The sequence below is a fragment of the Streptomyces sp. NPDC058469 genome, assembly GCF_042721125.1.
In the GTDB taxonomy this organism is placed as follows: domain Bacteria; phylum Actinomycetota; class Actinomycetes; order Streptomycetales; family Streptomycetaceae; genus Streptomyces.
Window position 1 is genome coordinate 1 of record NZ_JBHXME010000013.1, and the last position, 19184, is coordinate 19184.

Below are 19184 nucleotides of genomic sequence, written 5' to 3' on the forward strand. Positions count from 1 at the left end.
AACGTCACCCGCTCCCGCCTGGGACGACTCGTCCGCCAAGGACTCCTCGAACAACCCGGACGCGGCCGCTACCAGAAACGGACTTAACGCCCTCTCAGAGGTGGCCGTCCAGGAACTTCCGTACCTCGGTGATGGTCATAGGCCCCGTGCCGTGTGCCACCGCCTCTCCCTCCTTCAGCAGGACGTAGGACGGGGCTCCGGTGATCCCGTATCGCTCGGTTGCGGCCGGACAACGCGTGATGTCGGCGCGGACGGCCGTCAGGCGGCCCGTGTAGTCGTCGGCGATGCCACCCACGACGAGGTCCATCACCCGGCAGGGCTCGATTGCCTTGGGCCATGTCCCGGTGAAGTATGCGAGCACCGGAACTCCGCTCATCCCGAGGATGAAATTGAACTCCGCGTCCTCACGGGGTCGGTGAACCCGCTTCGCCATAGAAGCTCCTGACCTCACATTCCGTCATTCCATCCCCATCATCCCTCGCGCGGTGTGCCAGGCCGGCCCGGTCGGTCGCCCGGTTGGTCTGTCGGAAGGAAGGCACGGGACCGTCGCAGAACCACGGTGGTCCCCGGCGCGAGCGGCCCGGCCCCCCTGGCGACCCGGGCCTGGCCGCCCCGCCGGTGACCCAGCTGCAGCCCGCCGCGCGCCCGCGGGTCAGCTCATGCCAGGACAGCGCCCTCCACGACGACATGAAAGCCGTTCTCCAGGGCATAGCTGCCCAGAACGCCGACCAGATGCTCGATGAGCGCGTCGACAAGCGGGCCGGTGCGCATCGTCCACCGGATCCGGTCGAGCCGTATCCGCCACCGCGCTTCTCAGCGACAGCGCCCCCGACGGGCTTCCCGAGGCCCTGTCCGGTCTGCACATCAACGTCCCGGTCCCAGCCGGCCAATACCGCTCTTCCCCGGGCCTCATGAGCCAGCTGATGGCGCCGAGAACGAGGCACGATTCCTGGACCGCTCGCGGACGCGGTCGTGGACGGTCGAAGTACGCGTCAGCTGACCCGAAGACCGACCGCCAGCGTCAGTTCAAGGACCCGGTGTGGCGATGCGAGATCCGGAAACAGCTCCCGCAGCTGCGACATCCGGTACCGGACAGTCTGGGGATGGACGAACAACGCCGCCGCCACCTCGTCCCGCCTGCCCTGGTGCAGCAGCCACGCCCGCAACGTCTCCTCCAGCCGCCGTGCGGTCGCAACAGGCAAGGCCCGCAACGGTGCGAGAGCTCGGGCACGCAGGTCTGCGAACGCGTCCATGTCGGCGCTCAGCACCAGCTCGGGCAGATGATCCTCGGTGTCGCGAATATCAGAGGAGAGGGAGCGCGCGCGTACGGCTCGTGCGTGCGAGGCGGACGCACGAGTCCATGGCCGGGCCGGGCCGACCACGGCGGTGCGGTCGGTCAGCTGCCGCAGGAGATGTGATCGGTCGGCATCGGGGACGAGCAGCACACCGGTGGCGTCCGGCAGATCGTCGAGGACGAGGGTGCTCGGGTCGAGCGTGCGGTAGGCAGGCCGAACCTGGGCGGCGGGCAGCAGGACCGCGGTCAGCGAAACCGGAGGCTGCCACCCGGCCCGTTGAGCAGAGGCCAGCAGCACGTCCGGGCTCGCGCCGGCGAGGAGGTCGCGGGTCAGGTGTTCCAGGTGGCGTTCGTGGTCCCTGCCCCGGGCGGCCAGTTCGTCGGCGTGGCCCGCGGCGCTCGCGGCGGAGAGCTCGTCGATGTAGGCGAAGGTCAGCTCGGCGAACTTGGCGACCTCGGCGGCGGGCAGACCTGCGGGTACGGCACCCGCTGCCAGGCATCGCCAGGCCACGCGGGCGCCGACGCGGTAGGCGCTGAGCAGGGCGTCCATCGAACGGCCGTCGCGCGCCTCGCCGCGGCCCAGTTCGTAGGCGGCGTCACCGGCGTCGCCGCCTGTGGCGTTCCCGCTCGCGAGGTCCAGGTAGTGCCCCAGGGCGGTGCGGACGGCTCGGCGGATGGTGGCGCCCATGCGGCCCGAAAGGGCGTTGGCGTAGGGAGGGACCTCGTCGATGATCGCTTGGACGACCTCGTCGGCGGTGGCCTTCAGCGCGCCCCGAAGTACGGTGACCGTCGTCTCATCCAGGGCCAGTTCGCTGACCCTCCGGATTGCATGGCTCACGTTTTTGTTCCCTGCGAACAATTCAGCCGACCAGATTTACGTCCTGCGGTCAGGACTTTACGCCTTGCGGCACAGCAAGCTGGAGTCATGACGAGTACAGCCCTCCGCAGCAGGGCGTGGAAACTGCTGGAGATGGTCACGACGCCGCTGCTGCCGTCGGACTACCTCGACCTGGTCCGCCCACTGCGTGCGGGCGCTGACCTGCGTGGGCGCATCGAGGCCGTGCACCCCGAGACGGGTGACGCCGCGACCATCGTGATCAGGCCGGGGCGGGGCTGGCGCGGCCACACAGCCGGTCAGTACGTGCGGATCGGGGTCGACGTCGACGGGGTGCGCCTGTGGCGTGCCTACTCCCTCACCTCGCCGACAAACCGTCAGGACGGCCGCGTCACGATCACCGTGAAGGCGATCCCGGACGGCAAGGTCAGCAACCACCTGGTCCGCAGGGCGAAACCGGGCACGCTGATCCAGCTCGACCAACCGACCGGTGACTTCGTGCTGCCGCAGGCCAAGCCCGCCAAGGTGCTCTACCTGACGGCCGGCAGCGGCATCACGCCCGTGATGGGCATGCTGCGCGACATCGAGTTCGACGACGTCGTCATGGTCCACTGCGCGCCACAGCCACACGACGTGATCTTCCGCAACGAACTGCACGACCTGGTCGCGGACAAGAAGCTGCGGCTCACCGAGGTGCACACCGACACGGACGGCAAGCTCGACATCGCCCGTCTCGACGAACTCGTGCCCGACTGGGCCGAGCGCGAGACCTGGGCCTGCGGGCCCGCCGGCCTGCTCGACGCCGCCGAAGAGCACTGGACCGAGCACGGCGTACAAGAGCGCCTGCACACCGAACGCTTCCGCCCCAGCATCGTCGTCGCCGGCGACGGCGGCGAGGTCACGTTCAGCGCCACCGGCAAGACCGTCGACGCGGACGGCGCCACGCCGTTGCTGGACATCGGCGAGGAGGCCGGCGTGCTCATGCCCTCCGGATGCCGCATGGGCATCTGCTTCGGCTGCGTCACGCCGCTCAAGGCGGGCGCCGTCCGCGACCTGCGCACCGGCGAGATCACCGAGGCCGAGCCGGGCGTCCTCATCCAGACCTGCGTGTCCGCCGCGGCGGGCCCCTGCGACATCGAACGGTAGGAGCACCTTGACCGCCACCGACCCCACCGCCCACCTGACTGCGGAGCAGATCGAGGAGCTCGGCCGCGAGCTGGACGCGATCCGCGACGAGGTGATCGCCGGCCGCGGTGAGAAAGACGCCGCCTACATCCGTAAGGTCATCTCGGCGCAGCGCAAGCTCGAGCTGGTCAGCAGGGGCGTGCTGCTGTTCTCGATCTTCCCGCCCGCGTGGCTGCTCGGCACCGCCGGTCTGTCCGTGGCGAAGATCATGGACAACATGGAGATCGGCCACAACATCCTGCACGGCCAGTGGGACTGGATGCGGGACCCGAAGATCCACTCCACCACCTGGGAGTGGGATCACGTCTCGCCGTCCGAGCAGTGGAAGCACTCGCACAACGAGCTGCACCACACGTACACCAACGTGATCGGCAAGGACAACGACCTCGGCTACGGCATCATGCGCGTCGACGAGGACCAGCGGTGGCACCCGTTCCACCTCGGCCAGCCGCTGTGGAACTTCATCAACGCCTGCTTCTTCGAGTACGGCATCGCAGCCTACGACCTGGAGCTCGGCAAGAACCTGCAAAAGCGCCGCCGCAAGAACCCGGAGTTCCGCGCGCGGGCCAAGGCCGTGGGCCGCAAGATCCGCAAGCAGGTGCTCAAGGACTACGTGATCCACCCGCTGCTGTCGGGCCCGTCGTTCCTCACCACACTCGCCGCCACATTCACCGCGAACCTCATCCGCAACATCTGGACCCACTCGGTGATCATGTGCGGGCACTTCCCCGAGGGCGTACAGGTCTTCGAGCGCCGGTCGATCAAGGGCGAGACCCGCGGCCAGTGGTACCTGCGCCAGATGATGGGCTCGGCGAACATCAGCGGCAGCAGGGCCATGCACTTCATGACCGGCAACCTGTCGCACCAGATCGAGCACCACCTGTTCCCGGACCTGCCGAGCAACCGGTACGCCGAGGTCGCGGTGAAGGTGCGCGCGCTGTTCGAGAAGTACGAGCTGGAGTACGTCACCGGGCCGCTGCCCAAGCAGGTGTTCTCCGCGTGGCACAAGGTCTTCCGGCTCTCGCTGCCGAACAAGAAGCCCAAGGTCAACACACCGGACCGCGAACAGGAGCTCGTCGCGGCCTGATCCCGGTATTGATTCAGATCTTCCGGCCGTACCGGCGCCACCACCGGGTCCGGCGAGATCCGTTACAAACGGTGGGCGGCCACGACACCAGACCGTACGACACGGGATCCGGGCAGCCCGCTGTCCGGCTGCACTGCCTGGACGTGCGCCAAGAGCTCAGCACACAGCCTCGGCGAGATGTTGCAGTGCGCTGACCTGCCGTGATCGAGCCGGTAGTCGGATGCGTACGCGCACTCGGATTGCCGACGGGCGGGCTGGCTGGAAGGCACGGGCTGTGACGTGGACACTGCCGGAACCGATGCCCGCCACCCCTGTGCCCAACCCTGCGCTGCTGCCGGGACGGGCGGATGAGCCAAGCTCGACGGCCACAGAACGATCATGTGGCGTACGACCGACGGCGTTCGCCTTCAGACACGCTCCGGGCGGGACGTCACCGCAAACTGGACGGACGTCACGTTGCCCGGGACGCGGCTGCCGCCCGGCGTTGTGCTCGACGGTGAACGCGCTCCTCGCCGACCGCGGCTGCAAGCACCGCCGACTGCTGTGGCGGCGCGGCATGGGGACGAGGCGACGACATCCACGAAGCCTTCCTGGGCCTCGCCACCGGCCTCATCACCCACCGCCACGTCCGACGCCTCTGTCACGACCTCCTAGGCCCCTGCCGAGCGGCGGCTCATGAAGGGTTCGGCCAGCAGCCTCGCCGTTCCGCAGAGGCTCTGGCCGTGCTGGGCGAAGAGTGCGTCCCGGGAGTCGAAATGGCCGAGGTCTGTCCGGACGTAGGCCGAAAGGTCGCACGAGGGGCCGGTGGCCGGGCAGACCGTTGCGCCGTCCCAGTCGATCGCCGTCCGGGACAGTGCCTCGAAGAGTGTCTCCGGGCCGGTGTTGGTGAAGCCGCCGCCGCTGTCTTCGTTCAACTCGTCGAGGCCACCGAAGAGTTCCGAGACCGTCAGCCACGGTGCGGTGGGACGGCCGTTCTGCGGCAGCCCTTCGATGTGGAACTCCGGCCATGCGAGCACGACGTGGTGCGGGACCAGCCGATGGGCCCGGGGGAAGCGCGGGTACCAGAAGCTGCCGTCCACCAGCAGGCCGCGCACGCGCGTGGCCACCCCGGTTGCCCGCGCGACCGCTTCCAGCACCGCCAGCCGCTGGCTGCACGAGCCCCGCCGACGGCGCAGCACCTCCGAGACGGGTCGCTCGTCCTGCACCGAGTACACCGGCCGCACAGCCGTGGCGATCCACCGGTGGGCCTGCCGCAGGGCCGCTGTTCGGCGGGCGGGATCCGTGGCGTCCTCCGTGTCCGTCGGCATGTCGAGATGGCGCAACAAGAACGAGACATTCGGATGCCGCCAGTCGAGAATCCGCGTCGGAGCCGCGCTGCCCGCTGCTCCTCCCCTGTCGGCCCCCCCCGCGTGCGGACACGGCCTCGCGGCATGAGAAGCGAGCTCGTCATGACGGTGATCCTCTCCCCCAGCATCCTCTCCGGATGGCGCGACTCATCATGGCAAGATATTTGAACGCGTTCAACTATGGGGTGGGGTGATCCGGGTCTCGGCAGATGTCTGCCGTCCGGACGCCCAAGCGCCCGGACCACGGGCCGTCACCGGGTCGAAGAGCCACAGGTCAACCGCCCGGCGCTACCGCCGCCCCAGCCGTCCCAGTGTGCTGCCGCCGCGAGGACAGCGGCAGCCGCACCCGTTCCGAGTACGGCGCCGGCGACCACGTCGCCCGGGTAGTGCACCCCGGTGTGGACGCGCGAGTAGCCCACGGCACAGGCCAGCAGGCCGAGGGGGACCGTGACGGCCGGGAACGCGGGCCCGACCGCCGCGGCGAAGGCGACGGCGGAGGCCGTGTGGCCCGAGGGGAACGAGGCGGATGCCGGCATCGGGACGTGCCGACCGGGGAAGGGCGAGTCCTCGGCACGGCGCGGGCGTGGCCGCCGTACAAGACGCTTGCCGAGCAGGTTGGCCGTGGTGGACGCGACGCCGATCGCCGCGACGCCGAGCACCGCGGCGCGGCGGGAGCGGCCGGGGCGCAGAGCCAGGGTGGCGGCGATCAGGAGAGAGATCTTGGAGTGATCGGCCGCCGCGGACAGCCGGCGCAGCGCCGAGTCCAACGCCGGTGTGCTGGTGACCGTCACAGCCTCGTAGAGCGCCTGGTCGAGGCTGGCGAGATCGCGCAACAGATCCTGCGGTACTCGCTGTTGCCTAGGACGACGGTCAATCATCGCTCTGCTCCTGGTTCTTGTCGCGTGAGGGGGCTGCTCGGTCGTGGCTCTCGTGTTCGTGGGGCGACCGGTCGAAGGCGAGGCGCATGACGCGGTACCAGTCGACGGCCGGTGCGACGTACGGTGCCCCCGGACGTTCCCGTGGCACGCGCACCCGCAGCGCACCGGGCCGTATCGTGCACACCACGGGCGGAGGCAGGACGAGTGCCTCGCCGTCCACGGCCACCGGGATGGCCTCCTCGTCGGACTCGACGACGACGCTGCGGGAGGTCAGGGTCGTGATACCGCTGGCCCGCTCCCCCAGCAGCGCCAGTTCGGCGGCTTGTACCGCGCCCCCGACCCGGACCGCGATCACGCCGAGCGCGCCCGTGTCGAGCCGTTCCCTACGGCCACCGGTCAGGGGGTCGGCCCGTGCGTAGGGGTTGTTGCTGACCAGCACCGCCTGTGGGGCCTCCAACCGCTCCTCGTCGGTCCGGGCACTGAGTTCGGCACCCGCCTCGCCCGCCAGCAGGTCCGGCAACTGGTCGAGCGCGGTGACCGCTTTGGCGTCGCGGTAGTCGGGGTTCTGCACGATGTGCGCGTACGTACCGAACGAGGCGGTGTTGACGAACGGCCGGCCGGAGATGTCTCCGAGGTCGACGCGGAGTTCCACACCGTCCGAGAGCGCCTCCAGGCTGCTCACCGGATCGTCCCGGTCCAGGCCGAGGTCCATAGCGAAGTGGTTGCGGGTGCCAGCCGTCACGACCATGAACGGCAGACCGTGTTCGGCGGCCACTCCTGCCACCAAGGCCTGGGTGCCGTCGCCGCCGGCCACACCGAGCAGGTCCGCTCCCTCGGCGACAGCCTGCCGGGCCAGTGCCACGGGATCCGGATCCGTGTCGAGGTCTAGCAGGATCACCCGCGCGCCCAGCGCCTCGGCCCGCTCCACGAGTCCGTACCGCCCGACCTTCCCACCTCCCGACTTCGGATTCATGATCAGCACGGCCCGGCGGGGCGGGCGCACCGTGCGGGTGTGCATGCCGTGCGGCTTGCGCAGCCGGCGCAGGGCACTCCTCGCGCAGCCGAGCGCAGCCGTCCACGCCGCGAGAGCGACCACCGCGACCACCCACAGACCCGACACGGCGTAGAGCACCAGGACGCCGACGGGTGCGGTGATCGCCAGCAAGGCACCGAGGAGCCGGGCGAATCCGCGGTGCGCCAACGCCCACCACAGGCCCGCGCCGGCCAATCCGAGGCCTGCCAGGCCCAGCAGCAGGATGAACCAATGGCCGGTACCGGCCACCACTGCTGCCACCGCTCCCGCGATGCACAGCAGAGCGAGGCGGGCCAGAGCTCGCGCCGAGCCGCGACCCGTGTCGGGCCCCTGGGGTTCCGTCTCCCGCGTCGTTCTGGTCTCGTTCAATGTCGCTTCCCGGTCATGGCTGAGGCGGACACTCGCCAGCGCGGCGGGTGCTCCGTCTGCCCGTCACTCCGGCGATTGCTGCCGGTGTCCATGGAACGTACGCGGTGTGTCCGGCCTCGTCCTCGACCAAGCGCGGTCGGCGGCGCGGGCTCAAGCCGCGAAACCGATAGCGGTGACGTGTTGGTCTGCGCCCTCCAGGCTGCCGATGTCCACGACGCGGCTGCCGCGCAGCGTGTCCGGGGTGCGGTCCTCGCCCCTTCAACTTCAACGACGGGGCCTTCGAAGCGCCGCCTCGTCTCCCTTAATACCGCGAGACCGGCGTTTCCCGACCTCGTTGTCCCTGTCCGCCACCCCGTCTCCTCACGCCCATCGGTGATCGACCGAGTCTCGACGACATGCATCGCAGAGTGGATCAAGACTACAGGCCGGGTCGCGCCGACCCCGTTGGACACCGGATCCGACGCTCCGCCCTGCCTGATCGAGCGGATTCGAGGTCTCCTTGCCCGGCGGACCAGGCATGGGCAGCAGTCAACATCGTCACCGCACGTGACAGGACCTTCCTCCACCTCACGGCCCTCGCAGCCACCGTGCAACACGCCTCAAGAGCCGTGACGGCCACGCGCCCTCCTCGATGGAGATCACCGAGCTCGTCGGCGCCTCCCCGTCCCTGGCCGGAATACCTCGGGTCCCGAACCCCCCGTAAGGGGCGGGTGTTGCGCGAGGGCTGGACAGCGATCCCGAGGAATGCTGTCCAGCCCTCAGTACCGCACTTTCCGTCCGTGGAAAGTGAGTTGGCACAGCACCCGCATACGGCGGCCCGCCCCCAGACCGGCACAACGCACTGAACTCCTCCCGGCATACGGCCAGGAGGTCCTGGCGCCGGTACTGATGGCAGTCCCGGATGTGCACACCGTCCTGGAAGGCCCCGAAGCCGATCCACTCCCACCCACAGCCCAGCTTGACGACAGCCTCACGGTGCTGGTCCTCCGTCAACTCGCGACCAACGGCGGAACCCGGATCGCACGCCACCGCAACGCAGTCCCCTGCGCCAGGCGGCGGATCGCCACACACCCCAGAACCGGCCCCAGACCCGCGCCACTCCATACGGGCTCCAGGATGACCCGGTCCGTGACCAGCAGATCGCCGACCGGATGCGCGAGCGCCGCCTCGAAGGCCAACTCTCATTCCCCGATGGCGACATCGAGAACCACATCGCCGATGCGGGCGACATACCCGGTGTAGGAGTCCATCGCCCCGAAGGGATGATCCGAGCCTTCTCTGAGCTCGTGCCGCGTCAAGCAACGTTCGCCCCGTCTCGCCGGACGGGTCCGCGGCAGGTAGTCGTTGGATATGGTCCGCGTAGTCTCGCGGGGTGCATTCTCATCTGAGCTTCGAGAACCCTCCCGCGCTTCCTCACGGGGTGGTGGTCGAGACGTTGGAGCAGGCTCTGCGTGACCGCTCGGCAGAGGGCGAGGCGGCGGGAGTTCTGGTCGGCACCGCGTTGAACGACAACGACGCGGGGTTCGTCGAGCACTGGTGCGTACAGGTCGGGACGCGGGCTGTGTCGGGTAGTCCGCTGCTCGGGCTGGCGGGGCTGTGCCTGGGCCATACCGCTCGACGCTTTGGACATCTCAGCGATGAGGCCCGTGCCCTGGCAGAGTCGCTTGCGGCGCGGGCCGAGGCGGACCCGTCGGACGTGGACGGTCGGGCCCTCGACGGCTATGACGATGTCCGGAGCTTCCTTCATCTGTAGGTCACAACGCCGGAGATCTGCTCGCCGACAGCCTGGCTCAGCAGCAGCGGCCCCCAGACCGCCTTCGGGCGGAACGGGCCTGATGGGTGGATGTCGAGTATCCCGAGGTTGCTGACAACGATCTCGTAGGACAGCGCGCCGAGTATGAACGCCTCCACCGTGTCGGCGTCGGCGTTAACGGGAACGAGCTGTTCGAGTGCCGCGGACGCCGCTACAACTCCGGCCGTAGACCTGGCGCCTGCGATTTCCGCGCCGATGGAGCACGCCTGATCCCACAGGGTGTTGCCGTTGTGCGGGACCATTCCTGTGCGAGCAGAGGCGAAATAGTCCACACAGTCACCGCCGGCTCCGGTGAGGCTCCGCAAGCTGAACGGAGTCACGACGCGCACGAACTCCTCGCTGCTCAGGGTGGACCGCACCCGGGACGCCGCAGCGACGATCAAGGCGTGCACCGTCGTCTTCTCCGCACGGCAGCGCTCGACAAGTTTCGCCGTCAGGTCCGCCTCCAGCGTGATCGTGTGAATATACGGCATGGCTCCGTCGAACGGCCGAAAGGGCTGGCGCCTCCTGCGGAAGCTCCGCTGCAGCAACCGGATCACCGACGTCGTGAAGGCCGTCCTCGTCCTTCACCACGCATCAGCGTGAGGTCGGAAAACGCTCAGTGCCTGCAGTCGCAGAATTCGTCAATTTCTCTCCCGTAGTCGCGATCTCGATCATCGAAGCATGGGAGAGCTGTTCGTTCCACGACGATTCCTGCTGCACGGCGGACGGTTTCTGCACACCTGGCGGCCCAGGGCTCGTGCGTGTACATGCCCTGATGGCCTGATGATCCGTACTTGGTGTGACGAACGCGATCCCTGATGATCACGCCGGTCTGGCCGCTGCCGCGCGTAATGGGGCTGGTCAGACCCAGCGGTAGCGGCCGGTGAAGTTGCGCGTCACGGGCGGCTCGTAGTCGAAGCGGATGCCGCTGATCGTGGCCGACCTGGCCGCCACCTCGATCAGCGCGTCGGCCACATAGTCCATGTGGTCGTTGGTGTAGGCGCGGCGCGGAATGGTGAGCCGTAGCAGTTCGAGCGGTGCCTTCTCCTGTACGCCGGTGTCCGGGTTGCGGCCGAGCAGCAGCGACCCGACCTCTACTGATCTGACGCCCGCCTGCAGGTACAGGGCGCAGGCGAGGGCGTGCCCGGGGAACTGGTCGTAGGCCAGGTGGGGCAGCATGGCCCCGGCATCGACGAAGACCGCGTGGCCTCCCGGGGGGTGCTGAATCGGGATGCCGGCTGCGCGCAGACGCTCACCGAGGTAGGCGACCTGTCCGATCCGGTAGGTGAGGTAGTCGGGATCGATCGCCTCCTCCAGGCCGATGGCGAGCGCTTCCATGTCGCGGCCTGCCAGCCCTCCGTAGGTGATGAAGCCCTCTGTCAGCAGGCAGCGCTGCTGGGCCCTTTGGTACAACTCGCCGTCCTCGCGGAAGGCGCAGAAGCCGCCGATGTTCACCAGGCCGTCCTTCTTGGCGGAGGCGACGGCGATGTCTCCGCAGGCCATGGTCTCCGCCACGATGTGGGAGATGGCGCTGTCCTTGAACTCTTCCTCGCGCTGCTTGACGAACCAGGCGTTCTCGGCGAAGCGTGCGATGTCGAGGATGACCGGGATGCCCAGGTCGCGGCAGTGGGACGAGACCTCGCGCAGGTTGGCGACCGACATGGGCTGTCCGCCGGAGGTGTTGCAGGTGATGGTGGCGATGACACCGGCCACGTTCGCGGCGCCATGCTGCTCGATTGCGGAGGTGAGCGCCGGAAGGTCGAAGTTTCCTTTCCACGGGTGGTACGTGCCGGTGTCCAGTGCGTCGGGGGTCAGGGTGTTGACGGCCCGCGCACCGGTGAGTTCCACGTGCGCTTTGGTCGTCTCGAAATGGAAGTTGGAGATGAAGACCGGCGAGGGCGACCCGCAGCGCGCGACCAGTTCGGGGAAGAGGATGTTTTCGGCGGCCCGCCCCTGATGGGTGGGAATGGTCAGGGGAAAACCGAGTATCCGGGAGATGGTGTCCCGCATCCGGTGGAAGCTTCTGCTGCCCGCATACGCCTCGTCGCCGGTGACGAGGCCGCCCCACTGCCGATCGCTCAACGCTCCGGTGCCGCTGTCGGTAAGAAGGTCGATGTAGACGTCGTCGCTGCTGAGAGAGAAAAGGTTGAGGCCCGCGCGCTGCAGTACCTCCTCGCGGTGGCTCCGCGTCGTCATCCGGATGGGTTCGACGACCTTGATGCGAAACGGTTCCGGCAGGCGCCTGGACATGTTGCGTACTCCCAAAAGTGTGGCCCGTAGGGGCGCTGCAAGGAAGGAGGGGGATGGCGGCGGGCCGTCACCGTTCGCGAACGGCCTGCTGATAGGCGCCGGGCGTGACACCGATGCGCGCTTTGAACGTCCTGATCAGGTGGGCTTGATCGCTGAAACCGGTACTCACCGCCACGGCGGACGCCTGCTCGCCACTGCGGAGGAGCTGCTTCGCGGCGATGACGCGCCGATTGACGAGAAAAGCGTGCGGCGTGAGCCCCGTCCGGCGGCGGAACGCGCTGATGAGTCGCTGCCGTGGGACTCCTGCTTCACCGATGAGGTCCGAAAGCGTCACTTTGGCGGCGTAGTCGTCGCTCAGCAGCGTCACGGCACGATCGATCGGGCCGTCCTCCTGCCCGGCTTCCGCCAAGCGGACGCCCGCATAGCGGGACAGGCAGTACGCGTACGTGGTGAAAAGGCGTTCCTCTGCCTCGAGTGTGCAATCACCGCGCCGTGAACTCTCGTGCGCCTCAAGGAACATGGCCGCGCCCACAGGATCGTCCACCACAGGCTCGGTGAAACGGACCGCCCCGCGCAGGGGAGCTGCTGCGCTCTCCGCGGCGATGCGGTGGATGAGAGGTTCTGACGGATAGCTCGCCCGGTAGCTCAGACCACCGCCACGCGCCGCGCCGTCGTGGACCTCGAAGGGGTTGCAGAAGATCAACTGTGCCACCCGTGGGCTGTAGGGCCGGCCGCCGATCGAGAGCGCACCGACGCCATGGGAAAGTGCCGCGACGATAAAGGTGTCGTGCAGGTGCGGGGAGTACCGGTACCCGTCCAGTCGGCCGAGGAGGAACTCGACGCCGCTCGCGGCCGACGTGAAATAGTCGATCTTGCTGCTGGCCTGCCTTGTCATGCTCTTCCACCGTGCTCAGCGGCTTTCTGCCGACATTCAGGATGCCACCTGCCGACAGCGGAGCATTGAAGAAAAATTCCGGTTCGCCCTGGCCACCCCAAGGTGCCTGCGCTCTCACCTACCGGGATGGGCGAGGTCGAGTGCGTGACCGGTGTGTGATTTTTGGTAGTCGGTGGCGTGGGCGGTGTTGGTCCAGCCGGCGAGGCGGGCCAGGGCGATCGCGAGGTTGCGGAAAGTGGCCATCGCGCGGGGTGTGTTCCCGATGCGGATATTGGAAGCGTCCTCGGCGAGGGTGGTGTCCCGGACGTCGCGGAGCGCATGCTGCGAGAGCTGATCGAGGCCGAGCTCAGCGGCCGGATCAGCGCTCAGTGGAACGAGCACACCGAGAACCGCAACGGCTACCGCAACGGTCATCGCGACAAGACGCTCACCACCCAGGCCGGCGACCTGGAGCTGGCCATCCCCAAACTGCGTACCGGCAGCTTCTTCCCCAGCCTGCTGGAACGCCGACGCCGTATCGATCAGGCCCTGTACGCGGTCATCATGGAGGCATACGTGCACGGCGTCTCCACGCGCTCGGTCGACGAGCTGGTTACGGCCCTGGGCACGGACAGCGGCATCTCCAAGAGGCAGGTCTCCCTCATCTGCGGCGACCTCGACGAGCCCCTGACGGCCTTCCGCACCCGGTCCCTTGACACCCGGCAGTGCGGGGCGCGGGCCTTGATCTCCCTCGCTGCGGCGAGCGCGTTCTCGAACTGCGGACGGACCCGGACCCGGGTGCTGATCTTCTCGGCAAAGATCTTGTCGCGGGGGACGTGCTTGGCGGCGAGAGCGTCGAGCTGGGTCTGGAGTTCCTGGGTGAGGGCCGAGCAGCGGGCGTATCCGATGCGGATGTCCGCGCTCGGGGTGTCCGGGTCGACGGGCGCGGGCGCCGGGGTGCCAGGCCGCCACGGCTGGCGGGGGCCTCGGTCGGCGGGGGTCGGCACGCGCAGGAGTTTCGCGAGCCGGGGCACCCTGGTGAAGCGGCCGGTGTGGTAAGTCCCGGCGACCGCTCCGGAGCGCGAGCGACAGGGGGAACCTGGCTCAGCGTCACACGCGGGCAGGGGTGACGCCCGACGTCGTCCGCTTGGGATGTGACTGCGGTTTGAGGGTCCGTCATGACCCCGGCTGCTGTCACAGACATTTCCCAGAACATGTCTGGTTCCACTTTTGAGTGAGAGCGAGTTGTGACGGTGAATCCGCGTTCCGGGCCGCTTCCGCCGACCGTTCTTGATCTTGCTCAGGGAAAGGGCCGTTTATGCGAACCCCTTCCCTGCTCTCGGATCGCGTGTTACTGAGCGTGGGGTCGGCCCCGGAGGTTCGGAGGGCTTGAGCAACGTGGTGAGTTCTGTTCTCACTGCGCCGGGCCGGTCTCTGGTCTTGTGGTCCGTGCGGCGAGGGCATAGCGGGCGGCGAGGTCCCCGAATGCGGTGGCCAGTTGGGGTGGGCCGATGACTTCGATATCGGTTTCGAAGCGTCCGATGGCGGCGGCGAGTCCGGTCCATGACCAGGAGCCGAGGATGAGTCGGCAGTGGCGGGGGCCGAGTTCCTCAACGATTCCGTCCTGGGCGAAGGGTGCGACGTCGGCGGCCGGGAGGCGGAGGATGACTTCGCCCTGGCAGGGCCAGTCGGTGGTGGTGCCGTCGTTGCCGCGGAATCGGCTGGTGACGAAGGTGGAGACGTTGCCGCCGGGGAGTTCACGAGGGGTGAAGCGGGGGCCGGTGGGTGTGCGGGGCCGGATGCGGTCAACGCGGAAGGTACGCCAGTCCTCGCGATGGAGGTCCCAGGCCACGAGGTACCAGTGCTGACGCCAGGTGACCAGGTGGAGGGGTTGTACTCGGCGGGGGTTATCGGCTGAGGTGCTTGAGCTTGGGGCGTAGTCGAAGCGCAGTTCCTCGCGGGCATGGATGACGCGGCTCAGGTCCATCAGGACCTGAGCCTCGACCTGGAGGGTGTCATGAGCCGCGGGCGGTTGGACGGCAGTGATGCGCAGCAGGTCGATGCGGTGGCGTAGGCGGGGTGGCATGACCTGGCGGAGGGTGGCCAGGGCGCGGGAAGCGTCTTCGGCGACGGTATTGCCGGCGGCCGCAGTCTGCAGCGCGACGGCCAGGGCGACGGCCTGGCCGTCGTCGAACAGCAGGGGTGGCAGGTCGGTGCCGGCCTCCAGTCGGTAACCGCCGGCCGGTCCTTTGACGGTCCTGATCGGATAGTCGAGTTCGCGCAGGCGGTCGATGTCACGGCGCACCGTGCGCGAGGTGATGCCGAGACGCTCGGCGAGATCATCGCCGGACCAGTCACGGGGCGTCTGAAGGAGCGAGAGCAACGCGAGCAGCCGGGCGGACGTCTTGTGCATGAGACCCATACTCCCCGGAGTACCGGACACAACCTGTCCTCTACCCCTGCCAACGTGGCATCCGAGCCGTTCGGGAGGAACACCCCCTGATCGCGGCAGCCGCCGCTCGGCAACGACGGCCGACGGCACACATTGGCACACGAGGCAAGGAGCAGGTCATGTCCATCACGACCACCACTCACCTGAACTTCCGGGGCGCCGCACGTGAGGCGCTGGACTTCTACCAGTCCGTCTTCGGCGGACGTACTGTCGCGGTCACCTACAAGGACGCGGGCGCCGTCCAGAACGAGGCCGAGGCGGACTGGGTGATGTGGGGCGAGGTGGCCGGCGACAACGGCTTCCACGTCATGGCCTACGACGTGCCCTCGCAGCTGCCCTGGAACCAGGGCGAGAACCCGTTCTTCGTCTCCGTGCGCGGCGACGACGCCGAGGAGATCAGCGCCCTGTGGGGCAAGCTCGCCGAGGGCTCGATCATCGTGCGCCCGCTGGAGCCTGCGCAGTGGGCACCGCTGTACGGCATGGTCACCGACCGCTTCGGCATCACCTGGGTCCTGGACGTCGCCGCTCCGTACAACGGCTGAACCAACCGACCGACCTGACATGCCTGCGCCGTCCGGGCCGCCGCGGCCGCATGGCGCCCCGGACGGCGCAGGCACCGAACACGTACAGCAGCGGAAGGAGACAAGGCACCGTGAGGATGCGGAAGCTGGGACGGACCGGCATCGAAGTCAGTGCTTACTGCCTGGGCACCATGGTGTTCGGCAAAATGGGCAATCCTGATCACGACGACTGCGTGCGCATGATCCACCGAGCGCTGGATGCGGGCATCAATTTTGTCGACACCGCCGATGTGTACGGCTACAGCGAGACCGAGGAGATCGTCGGAAAGGCCCTCAAAGGGCGCCGCGACGAGGTCGTGCTGGCAACCAAGTTCAACGGACCGATGGGCGGGGAGCCCAACCGCGGCGGCAGCTCCCGGCGCTGGGTCGTCCAGGCGGTCGAGGGCTCACTGAAGCGGCTGCGAACCGACTACATCGACCTCTACCAGATCCACCACCCCGACCCGCACACCGACATCGAGGAGACCCTCTCCGCGCTCACCGACCTCGTGCGTGCCGGGAAGGTCCGCGCGATCGGCTCCTCCAACCTCCCGGCCTCGGAAATCGTCGAGGCCCAGTGGGTGTCCCAGCAGCGTGGACTGCACCGCCTGCGAACCGAGCAGCCCACCTACTCCATTCTCAACCGCGGCGTCGAGCGGGAGGTCCTGCCCACCTGCCGCCGCTACGGCCTGGGCGTTCTGGTATGGAGTCCGTTGGCCATGGGTCTGCTCACCGGCCGCTACCGCAAGAGCGCCCCGCGGCCCGACAACGCCCGCATGCAGTGGGTCTCCCGGCACCTCACCGACGAACGCAAGCTTGACGCGGTGGAGCAGTTGCTCACCCTCGCCGAGGAAACCGGCCACTCCCTCACGCACGTGGCCATGGCCTTCGCCACCAGCCACCCCGACATCACCGCCGCCATCATCGGCCCGCGCACCATGGACCAGCTGGACGACTTGCTCGTCGGCGCCACCCTCACCCTCGGCGACGACATCCTCGACAAGATCGACGCAATCGTCCCGCCCGGCACCGACATCAGCCCTCTGGACGTCTCCTACGTACCTCCCTCCCTCACCCGCACGGACCTGCGCCGACGCCCGTCCCACGAACGAGCCGCCGCGTGAGCGTGAGGATGCCATGACTGTTCTTGACGCCCGTGCCCTCAATCGCGCCGCCCTCGCCCGCCAGCACCTGCTCAAGCGCAGCGACACATCCGTGCCGGAGGCGGTGGCCCATCTGTGCGGCCTGCAGGCACAGGAACCTCAGGAACCCTTCACCGGGCTGTGGTCCCGCCTGTCCGGCTTCAAGCCCGAGCAACTGGACGACGCGCTGACCCGTCGCGTGGTGGTGCGCACTCACCTGATGCGGCGCACCGTCCACCTCGTCACCGCCGACGACGCGCTCACCTGGCGAGCCCGCCACGACACCATGCTGCGCCAGCGAGTGCTGGGAACCTACCGGCGTGAACTGGCCGGCATCGACGTGGACGAGGTCGCCGCAGCCGGCCGCGCGGTCATGGCCGACCAGCAGCCCCGCACCATGACCGAGCTCGTACAAGCTCTCGAAGGCCGCTGGCCCGGCCCACCACGCCGTGTCCTGGGCGAGCTGCTCATCGCAGCCCTCATCCCCATGGCCCAACTCCCGCCCCGCGGCCTGTGGCACCAGACCGCCGGCGTACGCAACCTGCCGTTGAGTACCTGGCTGGAACGGGACCTGGACCCCCTGCCCGCCGATGGCAGTGATCCCGTCGGACAGCAACTGCTGCGCCGCTACCTCGCCGCGTACGGGCCCGCCGCCAGCGCGGACCTACGTGCCTGGTGCGGCCTCGCCGGCCTTCCCGCCGCCATCAAAGCCGCCCGAGAAGAACTCGTCGTCTTCCGTGACGAACGCGGCCGCGAACTGCTCGACCTGCCCGACGCACCCCGCCCCCACCCCGACACCCCCGCCCCCGTCCGGTTCCTCCCGGCCTTCGACAACGCCATCCTCGGCTACCACGACCGTAGCCGCATCATCGACGCCCCCCACCTCGGTCTGTCCGTCGCAGGCCACCGCACCGTCCTTGTCGACGGACGCGTCACCGCCACGTGGACCGTGCGCGACCACCGACTCCACATCAGCTCCCTGCGCCCCCTCACAGCCTTGGAACAAGAGGCCGTTTACGCCGAAGCCCAGGACCTGACCACCTTCCTGGACAACGGCATCGAGCACATCCAACTCGACACCGAAAACTGACGATCACGCACTCCAGGTCCCGACGTGACGGGACCATTCGCAAAACGTGCCAACGCCGCCCGCGTGAACCGGGACGAGTACGTGGTGTGCGTGTTGGACGCTTACCTTCCGCGGAGAGTGCCTGCGATTAAACGGCCTGACCGTATTGGACCGGGTGGCCCGCGCGTTGCGCATGGCGGTCTCGGCCATGTGCTCGTCCTGCGGCACCAGCGACACCACGGTGGCCGCCGTGCCCAGCGGCGAAGTGGATCAGTGTGCTTCACCTGGGCTCGCTCCGGCCAAGCCCCGGAGCCCAGGTGTCATGCCGGGGCTGCGGCTGCCTCCTCCTGCGAGGTGCGCGGGCCGGGCACCGTCGCCCGGATGGACAGATCCAGATGGAGGCGGCTGTTCATGTCCAGCTCGAACCGGCCGTACGGATTCACGTGGGTCCAGAACAGTGGCGACAGCGCCCGCCGGTCCGCGTCGGTGAGTTTGTCCGCCCACTTAGGATCGGCCAGGACCTCCTGTATCAGCAGAGTGTTGATGTGCACCAGAGCGGACTGGAGCAGGTGCAGCGAGAGCATGCTGACCTCCTGGCTCTCCTTGTCCGAACCAGCCAGGTCACCGTCCTTGCCGTAGAAGAGGTCCCTGTTCGCGGAGTTCCAGTTCTCCACCACCTGCAACCCCTCGTGAATCTCCTGCCGCATCTCGACGTCGGCCAGGTAGTCGCAGATGAACGAGGTCCGCACCGCCCGCCCGAGCTCCTCGATCGCCCGGTGCGTCGGGTGCTTCGGCCCACCCCGGGTGAAGCGCCGCAGGACCTGCTCGGCCTCGGCGGTGCCCAGCCGCAGGGCGGTGGTGTACTTCACGATCTGGTCGTACTGCTGGGCGATCAGGTCCCAGTCGATCGTCTTGGTGGAGAGCACCGGGCCCCGGGTGGGGCCGGTGTGGTGCAGGGCGGACCAGGGGCGGCCCGGAAAGCATCGCCCAGGCGATGTTGTTAAGCCGCGGCCAA

General features: G+C 68.4%; 17 protein-coding genes and 4 pseudogenes. 8 read left to right on the top strand and 13 right to left on the bottom strand.

Annotation, left to right across the window (positions count from 1 at the left end; translation table 11 throughout):
* Nucleotides 1–94 precede the first annotated feature (94 nt).
* Entirely contained in the window at nt 95–433 is a 339-nt protein-coding gene (locus tag ACFWP5_RS09570) for a thioredoxin domain-containing protein (RefSeq protein ID WP_351129532.1), read from the bottom strand.
* A 559-nt stretch (nt 434–992) separates the two neighbouring features.
* On the bottom strand, nt 993–2132 hold the full coding sequence (locus ACFWP5_RS09575; protein WP_384152887.1) for a PucR family transcriptional regulator: 1140 nt from the start codon (nt 2130–2132) through the stop codon (nt 993–995).
* An 87-nt stretch (nt 2133–2219) separates the two neighbouring features.
* Here ACFWP5_RS09575 and ACFWP5_RS09580 point away from each other — a divergent pair, with 87 nt between their 5' ends.
* Nucleotides 2220–3275 carry a ferredoxin reductase gene (locus ACFWP5_RS09580; protein WP_384152890.1) on the top strand — a complete coding sequence of 352 codons (1056 nt, stop codon included), beginning with the start codon at nt 2220–2222 and terminating at the stop codon, nt 3273–3275.
* Nucleotides 3276–3282: 7 nt separating this feature from the next.
* Nucleotides 3283–4401, top strand: coding sequence for a fatty acid desaturase family protein (locus tag ACFWP5_RS09585; RefSeq protein WP_384152893.1), 1119 nt, complete (start codon nt 3283–3285; stop codon nt 4399–4401).
* 650 nt (nt 4402–5051) lie between these two features.
* On the opposite strand, the gene ACFWP5_RS09590 is transcribed toward ACFWP5_RS09585, so the two are convergent.
* From ACFWP5_RS09590 to ACFWP5_RS09605, 4 genes are all read right to left on the bottom strand, one after another.
* Nucleotides 5052–5708: a transglutaminase domain-containing protein gene (locus ACFWP5_RS09590; RefSeq protein ID WP_384152896.1), complete on the bottom strand. Its 657-nt coding sequence runs from the start codon at nt 5706–5708 to the stop codon at nt 5052–5054.
* Between the two features lie 290 nt (nt 5709–5998).
* Nucleotides 5999–6625 (bottom strand): phosphatase PAP2 family protein, encoded by a 627-nt coding sequence (locus tag ACFWP5_RS09595; RefSeq protein WP_384152900.1) that lies wholly within the window; start codon nt 6623–6625, stop codon nt 5999–6001.
* Entirely contained in the window at nt 6618–8027 is a 1410-nt protein-coding gene (locus ACFWP5_RS09600) for a diacylglycerol/lipid kinase family protein (protein ID WP_384152903.1), read from the bottom strand. The genes ACFWP5_RS09595 and ACFWP5_RS09600 overlap by 8 nt, the downstream gene beginning before the upstream one ends.
* 989 nt (nt 8028–9016) lie before the next feature.
* Entirely contained in the window at nt 9017–9205 is a 189-nt protein-coding gene (locus tag ACFWP5_RS09605) for a hypothetical protein (RefSeq protein WP_384152906.1), read from the bottom strand.
* A 194-nt stretch (nt 9206–9399) separates the two neighbouring features.
* Between ACFWP5_RS09605 and ACFWP5_RS09610 the strand changes: the two genes are divergently transcribed.
* On the top strand, nt 9400–9780 hold the full coding sequence (locus ACFWP5_RS09610) for a hypothetical protein (protein WP_384152909.1): 381 nt from the start codon (nt 9400–9402) through the stop codon (nt 9778–9780).
* On the opposite strand, the gene ACFWP5_RS09615 is transcribed toward ACFWP5_RS09610, so the two are convergent.
* A complete protein-coding gene (locus ACFWP5_RS09615) occupies nt 9771–10313 on the bottom strand; it encodes a hypothetical protein (RefSeq protein WP_384152912.1) in 543 nt (180 codons plus the stop codon). The two genes, ACFWP5_RS09610 and ACFWP5_RS09615, sit on opposite strands and share 10 nt — an antisense overlap.
* Before the next feature lie 19 nt (nt 10314–10332).
* Between ACFWP5_RS09615 and ACFWP5_RS09620 the strand changes: the two are divergent.
* Nucleotides 10333–10425 (top strand): annotated as a pseudogene (locus ACFWP5_RS09620) (IS5/IS1182 family transposase); the annotation flags it as partial.
* A 258-nt stretch (nt 10426–10683) separates the two neighbouring features.
* Here the strand turns inward: ACFWP5_RS09620 and ACFWP5_RS09625 are convergent.
* The 3 genes from ACFWP5_RS09625 to ACFWP5_RS09635 all read right to left on the bottom strand — a co-directional run bounded on the left by ACFWP5_RS09625 (nt 10684) and on the right by ACFWP5_RS09635 (nt 13210).
* Complete coding sequence (locus tag ACFWP5_RS09625; protein WP_384152915.1) at nt 10684–12072, bottom strand: tryptophanase; 1389 nt, start codon at nt 12070–12072, stop codon at nt 10684–10686.
* 67 nt (nt 12073–12139) lie between these two features.
* On the bottom strand, nt 12140–12967 hold the full coding sequence (locus ACFWP5_RS09630; RefSeq protein WP_384152917.1) for a helix-turn-helix domain-containing protein: 828 nt from the start codon (nt 12965–12967) through the stop codon (nt 12140–12142).
* Between the two features lie 114 nt (nt 12968–13081).
* A complete protein-coding gene (locus ACFWP5_RS09635; protein ID WP_384153145.1) occupies nt 13082–13210 on the bottom strand; it encodes a hypothetical protein in 129 nt (42 codons plus the stop codon).
* A 27-nt stretch (nt 13211–13237) separates the two neighbouring features.
* Here ACFWP5_RS09635 and ACFWP5_RS09640 point away from each other — a divergent pair.
* Nucleotides 13238–13660, top strand: a pseudogene (locus tag ACFWP5_RS09640) (transposase); the annotation flags it as partial.
* A 92-nt stretch (nt 13661–13752) separates the two neighbouring features.
* Here ACFWP5_RS09640 and ACFWP5_RS09645 read toward each other — a convergent pair.
* Together ACFWP5_RS09645 and ACFWP5_RS09650 are read right to left on the bottom strand one after the other, a co-directional pair.
* Nucleotides 13753–13980, bottom strand: a pseudogene (locus ACFWP5_RS09645) (recombinase family protein); the annotation flags it as partial.
* 380 nt (nt 13981–14360) lie between these two features.
* The gene (locus ACFWP5_RS09650; RefSeq protein ID WP_384152920.1) at nt 14361–15359 is read right to left on the bottom strand and encodes a helix-turn-helix transcriptional regulator; all 999 of its coding nucleotides are present in this window, start codon (nt 15357–15359) and stop codon (nt 14361–14363) included.
* A 158-nt stretch (nt 15360–15517) separates the two neighbouring features.
* Between ACFWP5_RS09650 and ACFWP5_RS09655 the strand changes: the two genes are divergently transcribed.
* The 3 genes from ACFWP5_RS09655 (at nt 15518) to ACFWP5_RS09665 (ending at nt 18190) form a co-directional block, all read left to right on the top strand.
* The gene (locus ACFWP5_RS09655; RefSeq protein WP_384152923.1) at nt 15518–15940 is read left to right on the top strand and encodes a VOC family protein; all 423 of its coding nucleotides are present in this window, start codon (nt 15518–15520) and stop codon (nt 15938–15940) included.
* A 110-nt stretch (nt 15941–16050) separates the two neighbouring features.
* Nucleotides 16051–17082 (top strand): aldo/keto reductase, encoded by a 1032-nt coding sequence (locus ACFWP5_RS09660; protein WP_384152926.1) that lies wholly within the window; start codon nt 16051–16053, stop codon nt 17080–17082.
* 13 nt (nt 17083–17095) lie between these two features.
* On the top strand, nt 17096–18190 hold the full coding sequence (locus ACFWP5_RS09665; RefSeq protein WP_384152929.1) for a winged helix DNA-binding domain-containing protein: 1095 nt from the start codon (nt 17096–17098) through the stop codon (nt 18188–18190).
* A gap of 368 nt (nt 18191–18558) precedes the next feature.
* On the opposite strand, the pseudogene ACFWP5_RS09670 reads toward ACFWP5_RS09665, so the two are convergent.
* A pseudogene (locus ACFWP5_RS09670) lies at nt 18559–19184 on the bottom strand (Tn3 family transposase); the annotation flags it as partial.

Excerpts from the sequence above, each read along its gene's own strand:
- ACFWP5_RS09570 (WP_351129532.1), bottom strand. The coding sequence starts at position 433 with ATGGCGAAGCGGGTTCACCGACCCCGTGAGGACGCGGAGTTCAATTTC.
- ACFWP5_RS09580 (WP_384152890.1), top strand. The coding sequence starts at position 2,220 with ATGACGAGTACAGCCCTCCGCAGCAGGGCGTGGAAACTGCTGGAGATG.
- ACFWP5_RS09590 (WP_384152896.1), bottom strand. The coding sequence starts at position 5,708 with ATGCCGACGGACACGGAGGACGCCACGGATCCCGCCCGCCGAACAGCG.
- ACFWP5_RS09595 (WP_384152900.1), bottom strand. The coding sequence starts at position 6,625 with ATGATTGACCGTCGTCCTAGGCAACAGCGAGTACCGCAGGATCTGTTG.
- ACFWP5_RS09615 (WP_384152912.1), bottom strand. The coding sequence starts at position 10,313 with ATGCCGTATATTCACACGATCACGCTGGAGGCGGACCTGACGGCGAAA.
- ACFWP5_RS09625 (WP_384152915.1), bottom strand. The coding sequence starts at position 12,072 with ATGTCCAGGCGCCTGCCGGAACCGTTTCGCATCAAGGTCGTCGAACCC.
- ACFWP5_RS09630 (WP_384152917.1), bottom strand. The coding sequence starts at position 12,967 with ATGACAAGGCAGGCCAGCAGCAAGATCGACTATTTCACGTCGGCCGCG.
- ACFWP5_RS09635 (WP_384153145.1), bottom strand. The coding sequence starts at position 13,210 with ATGGCCACTTTCCGCAACCTCGCGATCGCCCTGGCCCGCCTCGCCGGC.
- ACFWP5_RS09650 (WP_384152920.1), bottom strand. The coding sequence starts at position 15,359 with ATGCACAAGACGTCCGCCCGGCTGCTCGCGTTGCTCTCGCTCCTTCAG.
- ACFWP5_RS09655 (WP_384152923.1), top strand. The coding sequence starts at position 15,518 with ATGTCCATCACGACCACCACTCACCTGAACTTCCGGGGCGCCGCACGT.
- ACFWP5_RS09665 (WP_384152929.1), top strand. The coding sequence starts at position 17,096 with ATGACTGTTCTTGACGCCCGTGCCCTCAATCGCGCCGCCCTCGCCCGC.